At 58.9% G+C, this 21675-nt stretch carries 17 protein-coding genes; 11 read left to right on the forward strand and 6 right to left on the reverse strand.

Annotation, left to right across the window (positions count from 1 at the left end; translation table 11 throughout):
• Positions 1-26 precede the first annotated feature (26 nt).
• Positions 27-1874 carry an asparagine synthase (glutamine-hydrolyzing) gene (gene asnB / locus GKQ23_RS04220; RefSeq protein ID WP_212409833.1) on the forward strand — a complete coding sequence of 616 codons (1848 nt, stop codon included), beginning with the start codon at positions 27-29 and terminating at the stop codon, positions 1872-1874.
• Positions 1875-1933: 59 nt separating this feature from the next.
• Here asnB and opgB read toward each other — a convergent pair whose 3' ends face one another.
• The gene (gene opgB, locus GKQ23_RS04225) at positions 1934-4225 is read right to left on the reverse strand and encodes a phosphatidylglycerol--membrane-oligosaccharide glycerophosphotransferase (protein ID WP_056231367.1); all 2292 of its coding nucleotides are present in this window, start codon (positions 4223-4225) and stop codon (positions 1934-1936) included.
• 560 nt (positions 4226-4785) lie between these two features.
• Between opgB and GKQ23_RS04230 the strand changes: the two genes are divergently transcribed.
• Together GKQ23_RS04230 and GKQ23_RS04235 are read left to right on the forward strand one after the other, a co-directional pair.
• Complete coding sequence (locus GKQ23_RS04230; RefSeq protein WP_212409834.1) at positions 4786-5940, forward strand: porin; 1155 nt, start codon at positions 4786-4788, stop codon at positions 5938-5940.
• A gap of 208 nt (positions 5941-6148) precedes the next feature.
• The gene (locus tag GKQ23_RS04235) at positions 6149-7300 is read left to right on the forward strand and encodes a porin (RefSeq protein WP_212409835.1); all 1152 of its coding nucleotides are present in this window, start codon (positions 6149-6151) and stop codon (positions 7298-7300) included.
• Between the two features lie 176 nt (positions 7301-7476).
• Here GKQ23_RS04235 and GKQ23_RS04240 read toward each other — a convergent pair whose 3' ends face one another.
• The gene (locus GKQ23_RS04240) at positions 7477-7866 is read right to left on the reverse strand and encodes a tautomerase family protein (RefSeq protein WP_101506738.1); all 390 of its coding nucleotides are present in this window, start codon (positions 7864-7866) and stop codon (positions 7477-7479) included.
• Positions 7867-8035: 169 nt separating this feature from the next.
• Here GKQ23_RS04240 and GKQ23_RS04245 point away from each other — a divergent pair, with 169 nt between their 5' ends.
• The 5 genes from GKQ23_RS04245 (at position 8036) to GKQ23_RS04265 (ending at position 13225) form a co-directional block, all read left to right on the forward strand.
• A complete protein-coding gene (locus GKQ23_RS04245; RefSeq protein ID WP_212409836.1) occupies positions 8036-9049 on the forward strand; it encodes a LysR family transcriptional regulator in 1014 nt (337 codons plus the stop codon).
• 273 nt (positions 9050-9322) lie between these two features.
• Complete coding sequence (locus GKQ23_RS04250; protein WP_101505978.1) at positions 9323-10867, forward strand: PAS domain-containing methyl-accepting chemotaxis protein; 1545 nt, start codon at positions 9323-9325, stop codon at positions 10865-10867.
• 158 nt (positions 10868-11025) lie between these two features.
• Positions 11026-11487: a heme-degrading domain-containing protein gene (locus GKQ23_RS04255; RefSeq protein WP_056231384.1), complete on the forward strand. Its 462-nt coding sequence runs from the start codon at positions 11026-11028 to the stop codon at positions 11485-11487.
• Positions 11488-11687: 200 nt separating this feature from the next.
• Positions 11688-12722, forward strand: a complete 1035-nt coding sequence (locus GKQ23_RS04260; protein WP_212409837.1) for a tartrate dehydrogenase — start codon at positions 11688-11690, stop codon at positions 12720-12722.
• Positions 12723-13078: 356 nt separating this feature from the next.
• Positions 13079-13225, forward strand: a complete 147-nt coding sequence (locus GKQ23_RS04265) for a Hok/Gef family protein (RefSeq protein ID WP_212409838.1) — start codon at positions 13079-13081, stop codon at positions 13223-13225.
• A 153-nt stretch (positions 13226-13378) separates the two neighbouring features.
• On the opposite strand, the gene rpoD is transcribed toward GKQ23_RS04265, so the two are convergent.
• The 3 genes from rpoD to rpsU form a co-directional block, all read right to left on the reverse strand.
• A complete protein-coding gene (gene rpoD, locus GKQ23_RS04270; protein WP_056231387.1) occupies positions 13379-15223 on the reverse strand; it encodes an RNA polymerase sigma factor RpoD in 1845 nt (614 codons plus the stop codon).
• A gap of 324 nt (positions 15224-15547) precedes the next feature.
• Positions 15548-17293 carry a DNA primase gene (gene dnaG, locus GKQ23_RS04275; RefSeq protein WP_056231390.1) on the reverse strand — a complete coding sequence of 582 codons (1746 nt, stop codon included), beginning with the start codon at positions 17291-17293 and terminating at the stop codon, positions 15548-15550.
• A 109-nt stretch (positions 17294-17402) separates the two neighbouring features.
• Positions 17403-17618 (reverse strand): 30S ribosomal protein S21, encoded by a 216-nt coding sequence (gene rpsU / locus GKQ23_RS04280; protein ID WP_001144069.1) that lies wholly within the window; start codon positions 17616-17618, stop codon positions 17403-17405.
• A gap of 302 nt (positions 17619-17920) precedes the next feature.
• Between rpsU and tsaD the strand changes: the two genes are divergently transcribed.
• On the forward strand, positions 17921-18934 hold the full coding sequence (tsaD, locus tag GKQ23_RS04285) for a tRNA (adenosine(37)-N6)-threonylcarbamoyltransferase complex transferase subunit TsaD (protein WP_056231391.1): 1014 nt from the start codon (positions 17921-17923) through the stop codon (positions 18932-18934).
• 176 nt (positions 18935-19110) lie between these two features.
• Here tsaD and plsY read toward each other — a convergent pair whose 3' ends face one another.
• Positions 19111-19713 carry a glycerol-3-phosphate 1-O-acyltransferase PlsY gene (gene plsY, locus GKQ23_RS04290; protein WP_056231394.1) on the reverse strand — a complete coding sequence of 201 codons (603 nt, stop codon included), beginning with the start codon at positions 19711-19713 and terminating at the stop codon, positions 19111-19113.
• Positions 19714-19819: 106 nt separating this feature from the next.
• On the opposite strand from plsY, the gene folB reads away from it, so the two are divergent.
• Positions 19820-20179: a bifunctional dihydroneopterin aldolase/7,8-dihydroneopterin epimerase gene (gene folB, locus GKQ23_RS04295; RefSeq protein ID WP_056232307.1), complete on the forward strand. Its 360-nt coding sequence runs from the start codon at positions 19820-19822 to the stop codon at positions 20177-20179.
• A 140-nt stretch (positions 20180-20319) separates the two neighbouring features.
• On the forward strand, positions 20320-21147 hold the full coding sequence (gene bacA / locus GKQ23_RS04300) for an undecaprenyl-diphosphate phosphatase (protein ID WP_212409839.1): 828 nt from the start codon (positions 20320-20322) through the stop codon (positions 21145-21147).
• The last annotated feature ends 528 nt before the right edge of the window (positions 21148-21675 follow it).

Below are 21675 nucleotides of genomic sequence, written 5' to 3' on the forward strand. Positions count from 1 at the left end.
AAAAAACAACCAACAGGAGTTAAAAAATGTGTGGAATAACGGGATGGTTGTCTTACAGCCGTCAGATGCAGGATCAGCGCGACACGCTGCAAAAAATGACCGATACCATGGCACTGCGGGGACCCGATGCGGAGGGTATCTGGATTGCCGGGCCGGTTGGCCTCGGGCACCGGCGCCTGTCGGTGATCGATCTGGCGGGTGGCGCACAGCCTATGATGGCAGGACACCGCGGCGTGGATGCCGTTATCACCTACAGCGGTGAGGTCTATAACTTCAAAGAGCTGAGAGCCGAGCTGGAAGGGCTCGGGCAGCGCTTCACCAGCCGCAGCGATACCGAGGTGGTGCTGCGCGCCTGGCTGCAGTGGGGCAATGATTTTGTCGGCCGTCTCAACGGCATTTATGCCTTTGCCATCTGGGATCTGCGGGCACAGTCGTTGCTGCTGGTGCGTGACCGGATGGGGGTCAAACCGCTGTACTATTTTACCACCCCCGACGGGGTGATTTTCGGCTCTGAACCGAAAGCGCTGCTGGCCAATCCGCTGGTGCCCGCGCGGGTGCACGCCGATGGCCTGCGCGAGCTGCTGGAACTGGTCAAAACCCCCGGCCATGCGGTATTCAGCGGCATGGCGGAGCTGCAGCCCGGCGAGATGATGCAGTTTACTCCGCAGGGCAACCATCGCCACCGTTACTGGCAGCTGGAGGCTAACGATCACAGCGACTCGCTGGAGCAGACCATCGGCCATACCCGTGAGCTGCTGGATGACATTATCGCGCGGCAGATCGTCGCCGACGTGCCGATGTGCAGCCTGCTCTCCGGCGGGCTGGACTCGTCGCTGGTGACCTCGCTGGCCTCGAAAAAACTGCTGGAGCAGGGGCGCGAGAATATTCGCTCCTTCTCGGTGGATTTTCGCCCGCACGGGGTGGATTTTATCGGTGATGACCTGCGGCCGACCCCGGATGCGCCTTTCGTGCGTGATGTGGCCGCGATGCTGCGATCGGAGCACGCCGAAATCATCCTCGACAGCCTGCAAATGGCCAGCGGCGAGGTGCGCGATCGGGTGATCCACGCGATGGACCTGCCGCCGGCGCATTTTGGCGATCTGTGGCCGTCGCTCTATCTGCTGTTTCAGGCGGTGCGCAGGCACTCAACGGTGGCGCTCTCCGGCGAGTCGGCCGACGAGGTGTTTGGTGGCTATCGCTGGTTCTTCGACCCCGGCTCGGTACAGGGGGATATCTTCCCGTGGCTGAGTTCGGTCTCGGGAAAATTCGTGGACAACACCAGCCTGCTGGATCCGGCGCTGCTGACGCAGCTGCGGATCGATGAATTCCTGCACGACAGCTACTCGCAGGCGCGCCAGGCCTGCCCGGTACTGCCCGGTGAAAGCGCCGAAAACCAGCGGATGCGTCAGCTGAGCTATATGAACCTGACGCGCTTTCTGCCGTCGTTGCTGGATCGCAAAGACCGCATGAGCATGGCGGTCGGGCTGGAGGTGCGGGTGCCGTTCTGCGATCACCGGCTGGTGGAGTACGTGTTTAACATTCCGTGGCAGATGAAGTGCTTCGACGGCCGCGAGAAGAGCATCCTGCGTGAGGCGGGCAAAGATCTGCTGCCGCAGTCGGTGTATCAGCGGCTGAAAAGCCCCTATCCCTCCACCCAGGACCCGGCCTATGAACGCGCGCTGCGCGAAGAGGCCACGGCGATCCTGCAGGACAGCAATGCGCCGGTGCGGGGGCTGCTGGACGAGAAGCAGATACGGGCAAAACTGGCAGAAGCGCCGGGCAGCAGCAGCATGCTGGATGGACGCGTTGGCCTGGAGATGGTGATCGGGCTGAACCGCTGGCTGCAGAACTATCAGGTCGAGCTGGTGCTGTAGGGAGCCGCCGCCGTCAGTCAGCGCGACGCAGCTCCGTTGCTGCGTCGCGTTCTGCAGCTTTACGGCAGCGGCTCTACCTGCAGGCTCACCAGGCCGATGCCCAGCCTGCGGGCGGTAAACCCGTCAGTCAGTCCTTCGCTGGATTCCACCGGCTCCGGCGGCACCAGGCTTATCACGCGTGCGCCGTCGGGGTTATCCACCTCCAGCTGCACGTTGCCCGCCTGTTCGCTGAAGGTCACCTGCTGCTGCCAGCCGCCGACCTGTACCGTTACCGGGCGCAGGGCGTTCGGGCCAATCGCGCGGGCGGTGAGGGTCAGGCGGAAGCGCGCGGGCAGCGGCTGCAGGTATTGCACCGTCACCTGCGGCTGCAGGTTGGCATCGGACCAGCGGCCCCACGGCTCAACGTATGACAGGCCACTCACCTTCTGCACCTCCTGCGGCAGCCCCGGCAGGTTAAACAGAATGCGGTCTGCGCGGTATTTCAGGTCGGCGTCGCTGACGTTCAGGCGGGCAACCGCCTGCTGCCAGCTGTTTTCATCAGCCTCAGTGTCCGGGAAGCTGATTTTACCCTTGCTGCTGCCGGGCTGTACTTCACTTATCAGCGGCGGCGCGTTCAGCGTGCCGCTGGCGATGCACAGATTATTGTTGAGCATCTTCGACTCATCCCACACGCTGCCGATTTTGTAGCAGCGGTCGATCCAGACAAAGCGCTCACCGGCGGCAAATTTTGCCAGCTGCTGCTTCAGCGGCGTGGCCAGATACGCATCCAGCTTCGGTTCGATGCGTCCGTCCTGAACCGACAGCAGCAGCGGCAGCGTAAAGTGGGTGCCGGAGAAGCTGAAGCTGTTTTTCACCGTATCAACGCTGTAGTCGCTAATGGTTTTCGGGAAGTTCCACAGCGCGATGACGTCCGGCTTCCACTCGTTAATCTTCTCTTTGATATCCAGGAAGGTGGTGGAAAGCGAGGTGGACGACAGGCTGCTGCGCCCGAGGCCGATAAAGTTATCGCCGCCCATCGCGTCCAGTACCGTGGCCCCGTTATCCAGCGTGCTGCGCTTCATGGTCAGCACATCGCTGCGCACGCTGTCGCCGCGCAGCATAAAGAACAGATCGGAACGCGGGTGCTGGTTCAGGTACTTAAAGGCGGTGTTGTTCATCGCCAGATGGTCAGAGCTGACCACGATAATGGTGTTCTTAAAGTACGGCGTGGCGCGAATGCGCTCAATCAGCCGGGCAATATGCTCCTGGCCGCAGGCCACGGCGGCAAAGGATTTGTTCTCTTTGCCCTCGAACGGATAAGACCTGCGCTGGCAGCTGCGCGAGATAAACCCGTCCGGATGATGCGTATCAACGGTCAGCGTAAACAGTGAGAACGGCTGGTTGGTTTTCGCCAGTTCCAGGTACTTATCAAACACCAGATCCAGCACCGTGTCGTCATACCAGCCCCAGTCGTTACGGTATTTCGGGTCCTTCACCACGCTTTTCAGCTCGTTAAAGCCGTACAGATGGTCGAAACCGTGCGACGAGAGGAACAGATCTTTACCGGCAAAGCTCAGGCTGGCCCCCTGATAAAACCAGTTCTGATAACCCGCAGCCTTGAGGATATCGCCCAGGCAGACGTTTTGCGGATAAAACGTGGAGAGTGAGCTGGAGGCGTTGCCGTCAAAGGGGGCGAACAGCGGGATGCCGCACTGTGAGGCGACCATGCCGGCGATGGTGTATTCGGTGCCGGGCAGCTGTTCGGTGTGGCTGAAATCGACCGCTTCGGCACGGATGCTGTTCAGCTCCGGTGCCAGTCCGGGAAACGCCTGCTCATCAAAATAGGTGCGCTCCAGGCTCTCCGCGTAGATCCACACCAGGTTGGGCCGGTCGCCGGAGAGGTTCTTCGACGGTACCTGATAGTGGCTGGAAAAATCCGAATCGGCGCGCGCCAGTTGCGACTTCACCAGCGCGGTGGTCTGGTGCCAGGCGGGGGTCGCTGCAACTGAAGCGATCGCCAGCAGCAGCGCCAGCAGGCTCCAGCGCCGACGGTAAGGGGTATGCCTGCGCAACCGCAGCACCCACGCCAGCAGGGCAACGATCGCCACCAGCCCGGCTACCAGCCCGGCGGCGGGCAGCAGATACTTTTGCATTCCGGCACCGCTCAGGCTGTTGGTCAGGGTATAGAGTACCGCATCGTTAATCCCGTCACCGGTGAAGTAATTACTGGCCAACAGCGTGGCGTTGAGGATCAGGCTGGTCCCCAGCAGGATCAGCAGCAGCGTAAACCACAGCCGGTGGCGTCCGGCTTTCCACGAATAGAGCGCCGCCGAGGCGGCAAACAGTAGCAGCGATAAGGTGGCAGAAATCATTAAATCGGTCTTCCCCTGGTGTGACGCAGTCCCTGTCATGCAGAGGCGAAGCGTAAAAAATGCACACTGAAATATTTTGTAATAGGACGGATTATCCCCGCCTGGCCGCCTGGCGAACAGTGAAAAAAGGCGATGGTTACTGATGGTAACGGGTTTGTTTAACGTTTGTTTAACTTCACCAGCAGAGCACATCGCGTGGTCAAATTAACCGATTACGCCCCGGCTGGGGAGACGCTGCGCCACAGAGTTGCAGAAGTGTTAAGCAGGCCATATTTCTGCTTCGGAATCGGCGACAAAAGTCGTCAGCCACATCGCACAGCCCGCGCTAACGTCCCGGAGCGACGGGCCCATCTGATAGTGAAGCCCGTAATCCAGCCGGCAGACGCTGCGGGATGTGCACGGTGCAGAAGTGTTATCCGGTGCAAGTTTTTGCGCTTAACCCCTCAGCAATCTGTGCTGCCCGCACGTATTGCCGTTCATGATGACAAAATGAGCGTTTAAGTGTGCTCTCCACTCTGAATGATCACGAGCGCAGTATCAGGGTAATCCGTCACGGAGGGATGGCTATGTATACTGCGCGCAGAGACTGTCTGATCGTTTTTTCCCTGGGGCTGCTGCTGTTATCCCGCCCCGTCGCGGCTGAAGTTACTCTGAAAGAAGGCAAACGCAGCGGTGAGCAGGGGCTGAGCCGCATCCATGTGGCGGCGGGGGCCAGCATCCGTGCCGTGGTGATTGACGTGATGGGCAGCAGCGATCGCGGTTCATACCAGCGCAATCTGTATGACGGCAGCTCGCGCTATATGCTGCGGCTTAATTACAATCTTGATGAGGATCTGTCGCTGGTTAACCTGTATGAAAACAGCATGGATATCCCGAAAATCGTCGGCTGGAAGGGCCACTACGCCAGCGGTGCCCGCAACACCGTCCGCCGCCAGATGTACAGCGGGCTACGCAGCGAGCGCTGGGGCGAGCTGACCTGGGGGCAGCGCAACAGCGTCTATTACGAAACCATCAGCGCTAAAACAGATATCTGGGGTAACGACCTGCACGCTGAACCGGCCACGCTGGGCGCCGGTTTCAGCATCGACGGATCCTGGGGAACGCGCAACACCCTGATGTACGTCAGGCCGTTCGGGCCGGCCACCCTGTATGCCAGCTATATGAGCAGCGCGCACGAACGGCTGTTACGCCACGGCCTGCGCTTTAAGCGTCATAACGGCGCGGGGCTGGCGGTTGACTATCGGGTCACCCCCGACCTGACGCTGGCCGTGGCGGGGGTGATGACCCGCGACTCGCTGCGCAATGATGACCACAGCGACGCGCGGCGGGTGAATCAGCAGCTGCTGGGCAGCGCCGTAAGCTGGAAGCCGGGGCTGTGGACGGTGGCGGTCAGTGGCGGCTGGTATCACCATTTCGTTGCGCTGGCGCGTCAGCCTGCAGATCGCTACTTTGCGCACAATGCCTGGGGGGCGAGTTATTTTGTCGGGCGCGACTTCCCGGTGCAGATGCCGGTACTGAAATCCGTTATGCCGATCTGGTTTGGCGATCGGCTGCGCGCCGGGCATGGGCCGCAGCGGCGCTTTATACGTGAGAACGGCCTCGGCGTGGTCTTCTATTTAAAAAAAGGTTTTCGCATTGATTATCAGCACGTTTTTCGTTCAGGCAACGATCGTATGGGCGACATCAACTTTATGCGTCTGCGTTATGATTTCTGAGTGCGCTTATTTACTTTCGTTTAGGTTGGCTAGAGTAAATAAGCACGAAATGATTAAATCGATTAAAAAATAAATATTTTGAAATATTAATTTAAGAAATTCACATCGTGAAAGCACAGAATAGTAATTTTTGCTAATTTCTTATCTTACAGATCGCGGTATTATTTTCGCGCAACAATTCTTAAAAAATAATAAGGGATAGAAATAAATGTTAACTAAAATGCGCATTTTAACTCAGGCCATTGGCCTGGGACTGGTGGTGGGCAGTGCATCGTTTGCCGCTAACGCAGAGATTACCGTACTGAAACAGGATCCGCAGGCGGGTAACCCGCTGAGCCGCCTGAACTTTACCGTGGGCGGCAGCATTCGTCCGCAGTTCAATAACATCACCGGCCCGGACGGCAGCAATGCCTATAAGCGTAACGGCTTTGACGGCGGTACCCGTTTCCGTTTCGCGGCAGATTACTACCTGTTCGATGACATCAGCTGGATAAGCTATTACGAGCTGGGTGTGAATATCCCGGCGGTGTTTGACTGGGACAGTCACCACGCAAAAGGCGCGCATGACACCACCCGTCGTATGCTCTATACCGGCCTGAAGAGTGACACCTGGGGTACGCTGACCTTCGGCCAGCAGAACAGCGTCTACTACGATGTGGTCGGTGCGAAGACCGATATCTGGGACTACGATATGGTCGGCCAGGCGCCGGGTAACGGCATCAACGGTGATTACGACGGCTCATACCGTTCACGTAAGATGCTGAAGTACAAAAGCAGCTACGGCAACACCGACTTCTACGCCTCTTACCTGTTTGCCGACAGCGAATACCTGCCGGGCAACGGCCTGCGCTACAAGCGCCAGGGCGGCGGCTCGCTGGGCGTGGATACCCATATCACCAAAGACCTGACGTGGGGCACCGCGTGGAACTATACCCGCGCCGAAATGCGTAACCCGGGCAACGGCGACAGCGAGTCCTGGGACCAGAATATCTTCGGTACCGCGCTGACCTGGAAACCGGATAACTGGACCTTCAGCTTCGGCGGCGGTTACTACAACAACTTCCTGACCACCAAAAAAGCTAACGTGCATGACTACTTCGCCGGTGATGCCTGGGGTATCGAATACCTGGCGGGTTACACCGTACCGGTGGATCAGTATGGTCTGAAGTCGGTGATGCCGTATGTGATGGGTGACCGTCTGCAGTACGTCTCCGGCCGTGACTACCAGCGCATCGACAACGGCCTGGGCGTGACCTTCAAGCTGGACTACGGTTTCCGTGTTGACTACGAACACGTATTTACCTCCAGCACCGACAAACTGGGTGATATGAACCTGGTGCGTCTGCGTTACGACTTCTAAGCGTAACCTGCTCCCCGGCGTTCGCCGGGGACTTCCTGCGGTAGCACGCCGCCACCCCAGGCTGCCTTCTCTCCGTTATCCTCACCGTCACGCTCACCACCACGTTGACCACTGCGTTCAGCACCCCCTGACTTTTGTGGCCCTGGCGCCGTCTCAGCGGCGGTACGGTCCGAGCATTACAGCTCGCCGGTCAGATACTGCGCCACGCCGTTGCCGAAGCTCCAGTCACCTTTCTCATTGGTGATAAAGGTGATCATCACGTCGGAGGGCAGAATACCGCAGCTCTCTTTAAACTCACGGCACAGCTCAGCCATAAAGAACTGTTTCTGCTCGCTGCTGCGCGGGCTGGTAAACACCCGCACCATTACCAGGTTATCGGTGCGCTGTAAGCCGAGGCCGGTATCCTCAAACACCATCTGATAAGCCTTGTTTTCCTGAACAATCTGATAACGATCGCGCTCAGGCACCTTAAAGGCGGCCAGCACGGCACGGTGCGCGGCGTCCAGCAGCGTTTTCAGTTCAGACTCGGAACGGCCCTGGATCACATCAAATTGCAGTAACGGCATAGATACCTCGACATTGTCTTGTTTGCTGGATTTATGCGGCCAGTGAACAGCGGGTCTGCTGGTAGCACCCTGCTGTATCTGCCCGTCTCTGATGCACAACTTACCCCCTTATTTCGTCGGGAAAAACCGCTATACTTGAAATGATTATTTACTATAGTGAACAATGCTGATGAGAGAGCTAAAAACCGACGCGCTGTGGAATCACCTGCACTGGCTGACGGTGCTGGCCGAGCAGGGCAGTTTTACCGCCGCCGCCGACCGTCTGGAGGTGAGCAAAGCCGCGATGTCGCAGAAGATCAAAGAGCTGGAGCAGCTGGCCGGCGTGCCGCTGGTCACGCGTACCACCCGCAGCGTGCGGCTGACCAGCGCCGGCGAAAAGCTGGTGGAGGATCTGCGTGAACCCTTTGCCCGCATTGAACAGAGCTTCTTCAGCGTGCGTGACTCGGCCGGTCCGCTGCGTGGCCTGGTGCGGGTCACCGCGCCGGTCGCCTTTGCCCGCCAGCAGCTGGTGCCGCACATCACCGCGTTTCTGCGCCAGCATCCGCAGGTGCGTGTGCAGCTGGAGGTGTCAGACCGGATTATCTCGCTGGCCAGCGAGGGCTTCGATCTGGCCATCCGCCACAGCAACACGCTGCCGGAAACCCACGTGGCGCTGCCGCTGTGCCGCACCCAGGCGCTGGTGGTGGCGTCCCCCGGCTATCTGGCCCACGCCGGCACGCCGGCGACCCCGGCATCGCTCGCCGACCACCAGTGCCTCTACTATCCGCGCGGCGTGGAGACCCCGCGCTGGAGTTTTGCCCCGCTGGACGGGGGCGAGCGGCAGTCGGTTAACGTCAGCGGGCCGTTTGCCACCAACAACAGCGAGTCGATCCGCGATGCCGCGCTGGCCGGGCTGGGCATCGCCCTGCTGCCGGACTTCAGCGCCCGCGCCGCGCTGCAGGAGGGCACGCTGGTGCAGCTGTTGCCGCAGTGGCACACCGTCGGAGCCTTTGCCGATATGCTCTATGTAGTGCGCCCGTGGTCCGCGCAGGTGCCGCGGGCGGTCAGCGGATTTATCCACTGGCTGCGCGAGGCGTTTGCCGATCGCCTGCCCGCCGGCCACGCGGGAGATCGGCCTGCTTCCGATCGTCACCCCCCGTCGACCGCCCGATCGCCTCACTCCGGCGATCGCCGTAACCATTGACCGCCGCACACCGTTGACCACCGTACCCACTGACCGCTGCTCACCGTCGACCACCGTACCCACTGACCGCCGCACACCGTCGACCACCGCACCCACTGACCTCAGTACTCCGGTGCCCTTCGTACTCGCTGACCGCCGCATGCGGCCGGCGGGTCTGTCCTGCTTTCGTGACGCGGCACGCAAAGCCACCCGATACCGGTAAAGTTTCTCCTCCTCCTGCCGACAACTGTGCTTAAACCCTGCCAGTGAACTTATTTATAACAAGGCCGTTATATGCACAGCCCTAAACCTGTTACACAACAGGAACATCCGCTCGACGACGATATCACGCTGATGACCACCACCGATGCCAGCAGCTACATCACCTACGCCAACAACGCGTTTATTGAGGTGAGCGGCTATGAACGCGACGAGATCGACGGTCAGCCGCACAACCTGGTGCGCCACCCGGATATGCCAAAAGCCGCTTTTGCCGATATGTGGGCCACCCTGAACCAGGGGCTGCCGTGGACCGGGCTGGTAAAAAACCGGCGTAAAAACGGTGACCACTACTGGGTGCGGGCCAACGTGGTGCCGGTGGTCCGTAACGGTGAGATTCAGGGGCATATGTCGGTGCGCACCAAACCGCAGGCGGAAGAGGTGCGGGCGGCTGAGCAGCTGTATCAGAAGATCAATCAGGGAAAAATGAAGGGCTGGCGGCTGCATAAGGGGCTGCTGCTGCGCAGCGGCTGGCTCAGCGGTCTGAGCATCCTGAAAACCCTGCCGCTGCGCTGGCGCATCCGCAGCGCGCTGCTGGCGCTGTGGCTGCCGCTGATCGCGGCTGCCGCCGCATCTGGCGCATCCGGCCTGGCGCTGGCCGGCTTTAGCGGCGTCTCGGCGCTGCTGCTGCTGCTGGGCAGCCTGTGGCTGGAGAGCCAGATCTCGCGCCCGCTGGAGTCGGTGTGCCGCCAGGCGCTGGACGTGGCGTCCGGTGCCCGGCCGCAGGTGGGCCATCTGAACCGGGTGGATGAGATCGGCATGACCCTGCGCGCCGTCGGCCAGCTGGGGCTGATGTTCAGCTGGCTGATCAACGACGTGCGTGATCAGGTGGTCGACGTGCACCAGGCGAGTGACGCGCTGGCGCGCGGCAATGACCAGATCAGCAGCCACACCGAGCAGACGGCGGCCAGCGTGCAGCAGACCGCCAGCACCATGAACCAGATGACCAGCACCGTGCAGCGCAACGGCGAGAGCACCGAGCAGGCCAACCAGTTCTCGCGTACCGCCAGCAGTGCGGCGGCGAAGGGCGGCGAGGTGATGCAGGACGTGGTGGTGACCATGGACGAGATCGCCGAGAGCGCGCGGCAGATCGCCACCATCACCGGGCTGATCGACAGCATCGCGTTCCAGACGAATATCCTGGCGCTGAACGCGGCGGTGGAAGCCGCGCGGGCGGGCGAGCAGGGCAAGGGCTTTGCGGTGGTGGCCGGCGAGGTGCGTAACCTGGCGCAGCGCAGCGCCGGTGCCGCCAGCGAGATCCGCCAGCTGATTCAGGCCAGTAATCTCAAGGTGCAGTCCGGCGCCGGGCAGGTGCATGAAGCCGGCAAAGCCATCAGCGATATCGTTGAGAAGGTGCAGAACGTCACCGAACTGCTGCAGCAGATCAGCGTGGCTACCGCCGAGCAGAGCAGCGGCCTGAACGAGGTCGGCCAGGCCGTAGCGGCGCTGGATCGTCTGACCCATGATAACAGTGCGCTGGTCACGGAAGGGGCTCGCGCGGCACAGCGTATGAAGTACCAGGCGCAGCGGCTGGTGGAGGCGGTCAGCGTTTTCCGCTAACCCCCGGACGGGCCAGCGATGGCCCGTTTTGCCGTTGTTGCAACACGATATTTGACTAAGCTCACAAATAAAATTTTTATTTCTTTTTGTTGTTTTGTGAAATAATAAATTCACCTATCCTGCAGGGCATTGACCGTTAACCTTGCCGGAGACGATTTATGTCCGCCATTCCCAGTCTTGAAACCCTGCTTGAGCAGGAAGCCCACGTGCGCGTCAGCCAGTTCAGTTTTGATACCGCCTGGCAGATCGGCAGCCTGCTGCGCGAACGTGCCGCCCGCGAAAACCTGCCGGTAGCGATTGAAGTTTATGCCTTTGGTCAGGTGCTGTTCAGCACCTCGCTGAGCGGCTCCAGCGCAGAAAACCTCGAATGGATTGCCCGTAAGCGCAACACCGTGCTGCGCAACGCCCACGCCTCGCTGTATACCGGCGAGCTGAACAAGGCCAACGGCGTGGCGATGGAGCAGATGAGCTATATGGATCCGCAGCGCTACACCGACTCCGGCGGCAGCTTCCCGCTGCTGCTGGCCGGCGGTGGCGTGATTGGCGCGGTTACCGTCAGCGGCCTGCCTTCCCATGAGGACCATGCGCTGGCGGTGTGGGCGATCCGGCAGGTCATGTAACGTCACGCCTCCTGGCCCCTCTGCACCCTCCGCCGACTGCGCCTGGCGCGTATTCGGCAGCTTCTGCCGCCGATCGCTCTGAAAAAAGCAGCACCGGTTATCCGCATCGGCGATGATAAAGGGCAGGAGACGGGCGGCTGGGTGCTACCTCGCCGTTGCACCGCCCGGTTTTGTGCCCTGAATAACGGTTAAGGAGAGTTATGAATAGCTATCAGGTAGCGGTGATCCCCGGCGACGGCATTGGCGTTGACGTCACCCGGGCCGCATGGCAGGTGCTGGAACACAGCGCGGCAAAATTTGATTTTTCCCTCGGCGGTGAGTGGTTCCCGTGGTCCTGTGAGTACTATCTTGAGCACGGTGAAATGATGCCGCAGGACGGCATCGCCATGCTGAAGCGCTTTGATGCGGTGCTGCTGGGCGCGGTGGGCTGGCCGGATAAAGTGCCGGATAACGTCTCGCTGCACGGGCTGCTGCTGCCGATCCGCAAGCAGTTCGACCTGTTTGCCAACGTGCGCCCGCACCGGCTGCTGGCCGGGGTGGAAGGGCCGCTGCGCAAGGGCGACTTTGATATCCTGTGCATTCGTGAAAATACCGAAGGCGAGTACAGCGGCGCCGGTGGCCGTATCCATCAGGGCACGCCGGATGAAGTAGCGGTGGAAACCTCGATCTTTACCCGCCGCGGCGTCGAGCGCATTCTGCGTTACGGCTTCGAGATGGCGCGTCAGCGCAGCGGGCGGCTGGCCTCGGTCACCAAGTCCAACGCGCAGAAATACACCATGGTGATGTGGGATGAGGTCACCGAAGAGATCGCCCGGGAATACCCGGACGTGACGGTGAACCGCTATCACATTGACGCCATCGCCGCGCGGATGGTGATGAACCCGGAGACGCTGGACGTGATCGTTGCCTCGAACCTGTTTGGCGATATCCTCACCGACCTTGGTGCGGCGATCCAGGGCGGTCTGGGCTACGCGGCCTCCGCCAACCTCAACCCGCAGCCGGGCGTGCCGTCGATGTTTGAGCCGGTACACGGTTCGGCACCGGATATCGCCGGGCAGGGGATTGCAAACCCGATCGCCGCCATCTGGTCAGCGGCGCTGATGCTGGAGCACCTCGGCGAGCGTGACGCGGCGGCGGCGATCCTCAGGGCGGTGGAAACGGTAACGGCGCAGGCGGGCAACGGCGGTGGGCTGAAAACGGAACAGATTACGGCGGCAGTGATCGCGGCAATTTGATGGCAGATGATCGCTGTTAAAGTCTGAATGTCAGGTCGTTAACGGGCAGGTACCGGCTGCGCATATCGGTTAGATGACTGTGTTAAAACGGCCTGTTACGCCTTTCAGGAATTACAGCCTTGTTGCATAGAATTCAGACGCGGCGCTGATTTAGTGCAACTGAAGTCGTTGATTTAAAAGTAAAGGAGTAGACTGCGTGGCGGGTGCTCAGGATCTTATGTCCTGAGCCATTCTGGTAAGGGACGTAAAGAGAAAAAGCCCCACATGATGTTAATCACGTGAGGCTGCTCCTTACACCCGACAGTGTGAGGGTAGCCTTTTACCTGCTGCAAAGCAATGGAAAAAGGAGGCCAAAGATGGCAAAGAAACTGCTAGCCCTGTGCATTATTGTGGTCTGTGTGACCGCGGTTTTGCTGGCTCTGGTTACCCGCGGTTCACTCTGTGAACTGCGGTATAAACAGGGAGGGATAGAGTTGCAAGCCAGCTTAGCCTGTCACCCGTAAGGTAAAGCCAGCTGACGGCGGGCCCTGTGCCCGCCCGTCAGGCACATTGCCGGGTGGAGGTCGATGAGCACCCTTTTGCATGCTTTACTCAAAAAAAAATGGCCCCTGTGAAGGGGCCATTTTTATGCAGCATGCAGGACGTTAACCGAAAGGTTAGTCGTCCAGGAAGCTGCGCAGCACTTCGGAGCGGCTTGGGTGACGCAGCTTGCGCAGCGCCTTGGCTTCGATCTGACGGATACGCTCACGCGTTACGTCAAACTGCTTGCCCACCTCTTCCAGCGTGTGATCGGTGTTCATATCGATACCGAAACGCATGCGCAGCACCTTCGCTTCACGGGCGGTGAGGCCGGCCAGCACGTCATGGGTGGCAGAACGCAGGCTCTCTGAAGTGGCAGAGTCCAGCGGCAGCTCCAGCGTGGTGTCTTCGATGAAGTCGCCCAGATGCGAATCTTCATCATCACCAATCGGCGTCTCCATGGAGATCGGCTCTTTAGCGATTTTCAGCACCTTACGGATCTTATCTTCCGGCATCAGCATACGTTCGGCCAGCTCTTCCGGCGTCGGTTCACGGCCCATCTCCTGCAGCATCTGGCGCGAAATACGGTTGAGCTTGTTAATCGTCTCAATCATATGCACCGGAATACGGATGGTACGCGCCTGATCGGCGATAGAACGGGTAATCGCCTGACGGATCCACCAGGTGGCGTAGGTCGAGAACTTGTAGCCGCGGCGGTATTCAAACTTATCCACCGCTTTCATCAGGCCGATGTTACCTTCCTGAATCAGGTCAAGGAACTGCAGGCCACGGTTGGTGTACTTCTTGGCAATCGAGATAACCAGACGCAGGTTGGCCTCAACCATCTCTTTCTTCGCACGGCGCGCTTTCGCTTCACCGATCGACATGCGACGGTTGATGTCTTTTACCTGTTCGATGGTCAGGCCGGTCTCTGCTTCGATCTGCTGCAGTTTCTGCAGGCCACGATGCACGTCGTCAGACACTTCGTTCAGCTTTTCAGACCACGGCTTGTTCATCGCCAGCGCGGCTTTGAACCAGGTTTCATTGGTTTCGTTGCCGGTGAACAGGGTAATAAAGTTCTTTTTCGGCATCTTGCACAGCTCAACACACAGACGCATGATCAGACGTTCCTGAGTACGAACGCGGTCCATCATGGTACGCATGTTGTTCACCAGGTAGTCGAACTGCTTCGGCACCAGGCGGAACTGTTTAAAGACGTCGGAAAGCGCCTGAATCTCGGCGGCGGCGTCTGCGTGGCTGCGGCCTTTGGCTTTGATTACCGTACGGGCTTTTTCGTACTGGACGCGCAGGTCGTTAAATTTCTCGCGCGCCAGTTCAGGATCGATGCTGTTATCGTCTTCGCTGCTGTCGTCGTCGGACTCTTCATCTTCCTCTTCGTCGTCGTTACGTTCTTCTTCAGACAATTCGGAGCCGACGTGGGTCGCGGTCGGAGCGATATCTTCCTGTGCATTCGGATCGACAAAGCCGGTGATCATGTCAGACAGGCGGGCTTCACCTGCTTCAACACGATCGTACTGCTCCAGCAGGTAGGTGATCGCTTCCGGGTACTCTGCAACAGAGCACTGGACCTGGTTAATACCGTCTTCAATACGCTTGGCAATATCGATCTCGCCTTCGCGGGTCAACAGCTCAACGGTACCCATTTCACGCATGTACATGCGCACCGGGTCGGTGGTGCGGCCAATTTCAGATTCAACGCTGGACAATACCTGTGCAGCCGCTTCTGCCGCATCTTCATCGGTATCGTTACTGCTTTCATTCAGCATCAGATCATCGGCATCAGGCGCTTCTTCCACCACCTGAATACCCATGTCGTTAATCATCTGGATGATGTCTTCGATCTGATCGGAGTCGACGATATCTTCCGGCAGATGGTCATTGACCTCGGCATAGGTCAGATAGCCTTGCTCCTTACCACGGGTGACAAGAAGTTTCAGCTGTGACTGCGGGTTTTGCTCCATAAGACGGTATCCACACTTCTGTTAAATTAGATTGGTGTTGGTCGGCTATGAGGCCAACAATAACAGTGAGGGCGTTTGGATTATTGCCGCTGCCCGTCGTGGCGGCTGTCAGGGTCAACCTGACGGAGTATCGGCACTCAAGCCGCTTGATGTTCTGTGCGACGCTATCTCGCTTGCCATTTTGCCCCCCGGCTGTGCTCGCACTCCTCACGTACTGATGTACGCTGCGGGTGCTGCGCGCAGGCGGTGGCCAAACTGGCTGCGCCGATAACGCTTCTTGATTCTGATTTGGGGCAGTGAGTGGGCGGCCACTCACTGCAAAAATTATTGTTTCTTCAGCGCCTGGCTCAGTGCCCAGAATTCGCGGCGTTCTTCAGCGCTCAGTACATGGGTACGGTCACGGGCAATCAGCTCTTCCAGCCGTTGCTCCAGTGCGGCATCGTACATACTGGCCAGCGAGTCCTGGAACATGGTTTCCACTTCGTCATCCACGATCATGTGGTTCCATGTGGCCAGCGTTTCAAGGCTTTGACTAAATTTTGTGCCGCGATACAGCTCCAGCAGCTGCCCGGTACTCATACCGGGGTGGGCAACACAGGTGTTGACCAGCTCAACAAACAGAGAAAAACCGGCCACGTCTGACTGCTGCAGGCCTTCAAGCGACGGAACCTGAGCGGCCAGCTGCGGATTTTGTATCAGCAGCCCAATAAGTATACGCATGGTTGTGCGTTTTAGCTGGGGCTGAGGCGGCTGTTTCGCATTTTCAGCCTGTTTCGGCAGCAGCTTCTCCAGCTGGCTGTCGTCCAGAATCCCCAGCTTGTTACCCAGTTCCTGGCGCAGGTAGATGCGCAGCGTTTCACCGGGAACCTGGCTAATCAGCGGCAGGGCCAGGGTGCTCAACAGCGCCCGCCCGTCCGGTGAACGTAAGTCAACCTGCGGCATCAGCGTGTCAAACAGAAACGCGGAGAGCGGCGTGGCCTGCTCCATACGCGCTTCAAACGCCTCTTTGCCCTCTTTACGCACCAGCGTATCCGGATCTTCGCCGTCCGGCAGAAACATAAAGCGCAGCTGACGGCCGTCATTCATATAAGGTAGCGCAGTTTCCAGCGCCCGCCAGGCGGCTTCGCGGCCGGCCCGGTCACCGTCATAGCAGCAGATCACCGTGTCCGTCGTACGGAACAGTAACTGAATATGTTCCGCCGTGGTCGAGGTGCCGAGCGAGGCTACGGCGTAATCGACGCCAAACTGGGCCAGCGCCACCACGTCCATATAGCCTTCCACCACCAGCAGCCTGGCCGGCTGTGGATGGTTTTTCTGCGCTTCATACAGGCCGTACAGCTGGCGACCTTTATGGAATATATCGGTTTCCGGCGAGTTGAGGTATTTCGGCACCCCGTCGCCCAGCACCCGGCCGCCAAAGCCAATCACCCGCCCACGTTTATCGTGGATCGGGAACATCACCCGCTCGCGGAAGCGATCGTAGGTACGGCCTTTATCGTTGGTCACCAGCATGCCGGCGTCCGTCAGTGACTGACGATCGTCGGGATTACGGCCAAAACGTTTCAGGGCGTTATCCCAGCCTGCCGGAGCGAAACCAATGGAGAAGTGCTGAATGACCTCATCGCTCAGGCCGCGCTGCGCCAGATACTGACGTGCGCCTGCCGATGGGCTCTGGGCCAGCGACTGCTGATAAAAATCCCGCAGGCCGGTCATTAACTGGTAAAGACTTTGACGCTGGTGACGCTCTAACTGGCTGGGGCCACTACCGCTTTCATAGGGCACTTCCAGACCGTACAGCGTCGCCAGTTCTTCAATACTTTCGACAAATTCCAGACGATCGTAGTTCATCAGGAAGTCGACGGCGTTGCCGTGGGCACCACAGCCAAAGCAGTGGTAGAACTGCTTTTCACCGTTGACGGTGAAGGAGGGGGTTTTCTCGTTATGAAAAGGACAGCATGCGTGATAGTTCTTACCCTGCTTTTTTAGCTTAACCCGGGCATCGATCAGATCCACGATATCCGTGCGTGCGAGTAAGTCATTGATAAATACACGCGGAATGCGTCCAGCCATAAATCCCCTTCAACTGCCATAAACGGCAACAAGCCGCGCATTCCTTTCGGAAGCACGGCCTGATAACTACTAACTTGTCTGTGAAACGTGAGGGTGACCCCTCAGGATATTAGTACAGACGAGTGCGGCGTGCGTTTTCGCGAGCCAGTTTCTTCGCGTGGCGTTTAACGGCTGACGCTTTAGCGCGCTTGCGTTCGGTAGTAGGTTTTTCATAAAACTCACGACGACGAACTTCAGCCAGAACGCCTGCTTTCTCACAAGAACGCTTGAAGCGACGCAGTGCTACGTCGAATGGCTCGTTTTCACGTACTTTAATTACCGGCATGTAACTCTCACCTCGATAAAATCGGTTTTTGCCGCTGGCGTCGATGCCAGCTCATTTCAAAATGGTGCGGAATTTTACTCCAACACAGGCTTCGTTGTAAAGCACCATAGCATATCTTCACCAACAGATGCGCCTGTGCGGCTGCCGGCTTTTTTCAGGGCGCTGATTATACATCAATCAGCCCGCCACGCCTAAAAAAAATCGCCTTGTTGTACAGTAAGTAAGCGCTGCGTGCATATAATTGCCGCCAGTAAAAGCGCGGTCATGCTACACTGCGCGCCGCTTGAATGAGGTGAAAAAACATGCGTGTTCTCGGAATTGAAACATCCTGCGATGAAACCGGCATAGCCATTTATGACGATACGGCCGGCCTGCTGGCCAATCAACTTTACAGCCAGGTGAAGCTTCATGCCGACTACGGTGGCGTGGTGCCGGAGCTGGCGTCGCGCGATCACGTGCGCAAAACGGTGCCGCTGATTCAGGCGGCGCTGAAAGAGGCCGGGCTGCAGGCGCAGGATATCGATGCCGTGGCCTACACCGCCGGGCCGGGTCTGGTCGGCGCGCTGCTGGTCGGCGCCACCATTGGCCGCTCGCTGGCGTTTGCCTGGAACGTGCCGGCGATCGCCGTGCACCATATGGAAGGTCACCTGCTGGCACCGATGCTGGAAGAAAACCCGCCAGAATTTCCGTTTGTCGCGCTGCTGGTTTCCGGCGGCCATACCCAGCTGATTAGCGTCACCGGCATCGGCGAATATACGCTGCTCGGCGAGTCAATTGACGATGCGGCGGGTGAAGCCTTTGATAAAACGGCCAAACTGCTCGGGCTGGACTATCCGGGCGGGCCGATGCTGGCGAAAATGGCGCAGCAGGGCGTGGAAAAACGCTTTGTCTTCCCGCGGCCAATGACCGATCGTCCGGGGCTGGACTTCAGCTTCTCCGGTCTGAAGACGTTTGCCGCCAACACCATCCGCGACAACCCGGACGATGCGCAGACCCGCGCCGATATCGCCCGCGCTTTTGAAGATGCGGTGGTCGATACCCTGGCGATTAAGTGCCGTCGTGCGCTGGATCAGAGTGGCTTTACGCGGCTGGTGATTGCCGGTGGCGTCAGCGCCAACCGCACGCTGCGTAGCAAACTGGCTGAGATGATGCAAAAACGCGGGGGAGAGGTGTTCTATGCCCGGCCGGAGTTTTGTACCGACAACGGCGCGATGATCGCCTATGCCGGGATGGTGCGCATGAAAGGCGGCACCCATGCCGGGTTAAGCGTCACCGTGCGTCCGCGCTGGCCGCTGGCGGAGCTACCCGCCATCTGAGTCCGCACGTCGGTTCGGGAGCGGGCATCGTCAGTGGAATCGCGCTCGCCGGTATGCTTCAGGTGCGGCGGTCTGCCCGCGCCTGACCCCGTCAGCGTCAGCGGCGACGATCCGCTTCCGTTGCCGTGGGTTTGCTGCTGACGTGCCGTAGCCACCCGTTCTGAAAAGCCACGGATTTACGGCTGCTTTTTCTTCTTCTTCCAGATCTTGCCTTCCTGCCCGCGCCACAGCCGCTGAATATTGTCATGGTGGCGCAGCAGGATCAGGCAGGAGAGCATCGCCACCGGGAAGGTGAACTGCGGTTTGAACCACCAGACGTAAAACGGCGCGATCAGCGCGCTGATAATCGCCCCCAGCGATGAGTAGCCGCTGAGCAGCACGGTCAGCAGCCAGGTGCCGGTCATCAGCCCGGTCAGGTCCCAGCCGATCGGCGCAATCGCGCCAAACGCGGTGGCCACGCCCTTACCGCCCTTAAAGTGGAAAAACACCGGATAGATATGACCGAGGCAGGCGGCGATCGCCGTCAGGCCCAGATAAAGCGGCGGCAGCCCAAAGTGATACGCCAGCCACACCGGCAGCATCCCTTTCAGAACGTCAAACACCAGCACCGCGGCCGCCGCGCCTTTGCCGCCGATGCGCAGCACGTTGGTGGCACCCGGGTTGCCGGAACCGTTATGGCGGGGGTCCGGTAATCCGAACAGCCGGCACACCAGAATCGCACTGGAGACCGAGCCACACAGATACGCGAAAAGGATCATGCCAAGCGCGAATACACTCATAACAGCGTTCCGTCCTGTTGGGGTCGTTTTGTTGTCAGCATCCGTGGATAATACGCATAAAGCGCCGGTGATGGTATCGGCAACCACAAAAACAGAGAGCCGTTTCATGGATATTGTATTTATCGAGCAACTGTCGGTGATCACCACCATTGGCGTTTACGACTGGGAGCAGACTATTTCCCAAAAGCTGGTGTTCGATGTCGAAATGGCATGGGATAACCGTAAAGCCGCCGCCAGCGATAACGTCGCTGACTGCCTGAGCTACGCGGACGTTTCTGAGGCGATCCTGCGCCACGTGGCGAACGGCAGGTTCGCGCTGGTGGAGCGGGTGGCGGAAGAGGTGGCCAGCCTGCTGTTAAGCGAATTCGCCTCGCCGTGGGTGCGGATTAAGGTCAGTAAGCCGGGAGCGGTGGCCGAAGCGCGTACCGTCGGCGTGATCATCGAACGCGGGACAAATCCGAAATAAATTCAGGATGATTGCCATCACAATGAAACCAAATCACATTAAGCTCTGTCTTAAACCGGGTCTCATTGTATGAGCACAATTGGGCGGGCGCGAAATGCGGCCGCCTTTTTAATGATTTGTATGCTTAGGGGTAGATTTTAATGGCAGATATTCACCAGCTGTGGGTGGCACTGATACTCGGCGTGGTTGAGGGATTAACGGAGTTTCTTCCGGTTTCGTCCACCGGACATATGATCATCGTCGGTCATTTACTGGGCTTTGAAGGCGATAAGGCCGAAACGTTTGAGGTAGTGATCCAGCTGGGATCGATTCTGGCGGTGGTGGTGATGTTCTGGCGCCGCCTGTTTGGGCTGATCGGCATCCACTTTGGCGGTAAGCCGGTCGCGCATGAGGGAACCGGCACCGGTCATCTGACGCTTATCCATATTTTGCTGGGCATGGTGCCGGCGGTGGTGATTGGTCTGCTGCTGCACGACCATATCAAAGCGCTTTTTAACCCGGTCAACGTGATGTATGCGCTGGTGGTCGGCGGCGTGCTGCTGATTGCCGCAGAGCTGCTGAAGCCGAAACAGCCGAAAGCGGTGGGCGTGGACGATATTACCTACCGTCAGGCCTTTATGATCGGCTGCTTCCAGTGTCTGGCGCTGTGGCCGGGCTTTTCGCGTTCGGGCGCCACTATTTCCGGCGGGATGCTGATGGGCGTCAGCCGTTATGCCGCTTCGGAGTTTTCGTTCCTGCTGGCGGTGCCAATGATGATGGGGGCTACTGCGCTGGATCTCTATAAGAGCATGGGCTTCCTCAGCATGGCCGATCTGCCGATGTTTGCCGTAGGCTTTGTCACCGCGTTTATCGTCGCGCTGGTTGCGATTAAGAGCTTCCTGCACATTATCAAACGGATTTCGTTTATCCCGTTCGCGATCTATCGCTTTGTTATCGCAGCGGCCGTTTACGCGGTGTTTGTGCTGTAAGCCGGTAAGTCGCCAGTTGGCTGGGGGGCAGGCTCAGGGAGCCTGTACACTCCGCAAAGACGCAACAGGCGTCGTCTGTTGTGGCAGTGTGCCCAGCTCAGGGAGCCTGTACACTCCGCAAAGACGCAAAAAACGTCATCCATGACAGCTCAGCGCGGGCCATCCATGGCCCGCGATGCTTTGCTCCGTGTACAGGCTCCCTTCGCTTTATGTTCAGAGTTGCCTGCACGAAGAACATTCGTGGCCCGTGATGCTTTGCTCCGTGTACAGGCTCCCATCGCTTCAGGTTCAGCGTTTTCAGCATGAGACGCCTGTAAGAGGTGATACAGGCTCAATATCCGGACCGAATTAAAACAGCGACTGCAGAAATTGCTGGCAATCGGGTCTGTCCGGATAAGCGGACCGTCAGCGGCCAGGGATGGCCGCTGCCGAGCGCACACGGACGTGTTTATAGCGTGTCCGCGTTCCGGACAGACCCGATACGCCGGGCACCTGAACGAGCAGCAACTTCAGCAAGCGGCGCGGAAC

Source organism: Erwinia sp. E602, from assembly GCF_018141005.1.
Taxonomy (GTDB): domain Bacteria; phylum Pseudomonadota; class Gammaproteobacteria; order Enterobacterales; family Enterobacteriaceae; genus Erwinia.

Bases quoted from the DNA above. Each gene is read 5' to 3' on its own strand.
- asnB (WP_212409833.1), top strand. From the start codon at position 27: ATGTGTGGAATAACGGGATGGTTGTCTTACAGCCGTCAGATGCAGGAT.
- opgB (WP_056231367.1), bottom strand. From the start codon at position 4,225: ATGATTTCTGCCACCTTATCGCTGCTACTGTTTGCCGCCTCGGCGGCG.
- GKQ23_RS04230 (WP_212409834.1), top strand. From the start codon at position 4,786: ATGGCTATGTATACTGCGCGCAGAGACTGTCTGATCGTTTTTTCCCTG.
- GKQ23_RS04235 (WP_212409835.1), top strand. From the start codon at position 6,149: ATGTTAACTAAAATGCGCATTTTAACTCAGGCCATTGGCCTGGGACTG.
- GKQ23_RS04240 (WP_101506738.1), bottom strand. From the start codon at position 7,866: ATGCCGTTACTGCAATTTGATGTGATCCAGGGCCGTTCCGAGTCTGAA.
- GKQ23_RS04245 (WP_212409836.1), top strand. From the start codon at position 8,036: ATGAGAGAGCTAAAAACCGACGCGCTGTGGAATCACCTGCACTGGCTG.
- GKQ23_RS04250 (WP_101505978.1), top strand. From the start codon at position 9,323: ATGCACAGCCCTAAACCTGTTACACAACAGGAACATCCGCTCGACGAC.
- GKQ23_RS04255 (WP_056231384.1), top strand. From the start codon at position 11,026: ATGTCCGCCATTCCCAGTCTTGAAACCCTGCTTGAGCAGGAAGCCCAC.
- GKQ23_RS04260 (WP_212409837.1), top strand. From the start codon at position 11,688: ATGAATAGCTATCAGGTAGCGGTGATCCCCGGCGACGGCATTGGCGTT.
- GKQ23_RS04265 (WP_212409838.1), top strand. From the start codon at position 13,079: ATGGCAAAGAAACTGCTAGCCCTGTGCATTATTGTGGTCTGTGTGACC.
- rpoD (WP_056231387.1), bottom strand. From the start codon at position 15,223: ATGGAGCAAAACCCGCAGTCACAGCTGAAACTTCTTGTCACCCGTGGT.
- dnaG (WP_056231390.1), bottom strand. From the start codon at position 17,293: ATGGCTGGACGCATTCCGCGTGTATTTATCAATGACTTACTCGCACGC.
- rpsU (WP_001144069.1), bottom strand. From the start codon at position 17,618: ATGCCGGTAATTAAAGTACGTGAAAACGAGCCATTCGACGTAGCACTG.
- tsaD (WP_056231391.1), top strand. From the start codon at position 17,921: ATGCGTGTTCTCGGAATTGAAACATCCTGCGATGAAACCGGCATAGCC.
- plsY (WP_056231394.1), bottom strand. From the start codon at position 19,713: ATGAGTGTATTCGCGCTTGGCATGATCCTTTTCGCGTATCTGTGTGGC.
- folB (WP_056232307.1), top strand. From the start codon at position 19,820: ATGGATATTGTATTTATCGAGCAACTGTCGGTGATCACCACCATTGGC.
- bacA (WP_212409839.1), top strand. From the start codon at position 20,320: ATGGCAGATATTCACCAGCTGTGGGTGGCACTGATACTCGGCGTGGTT.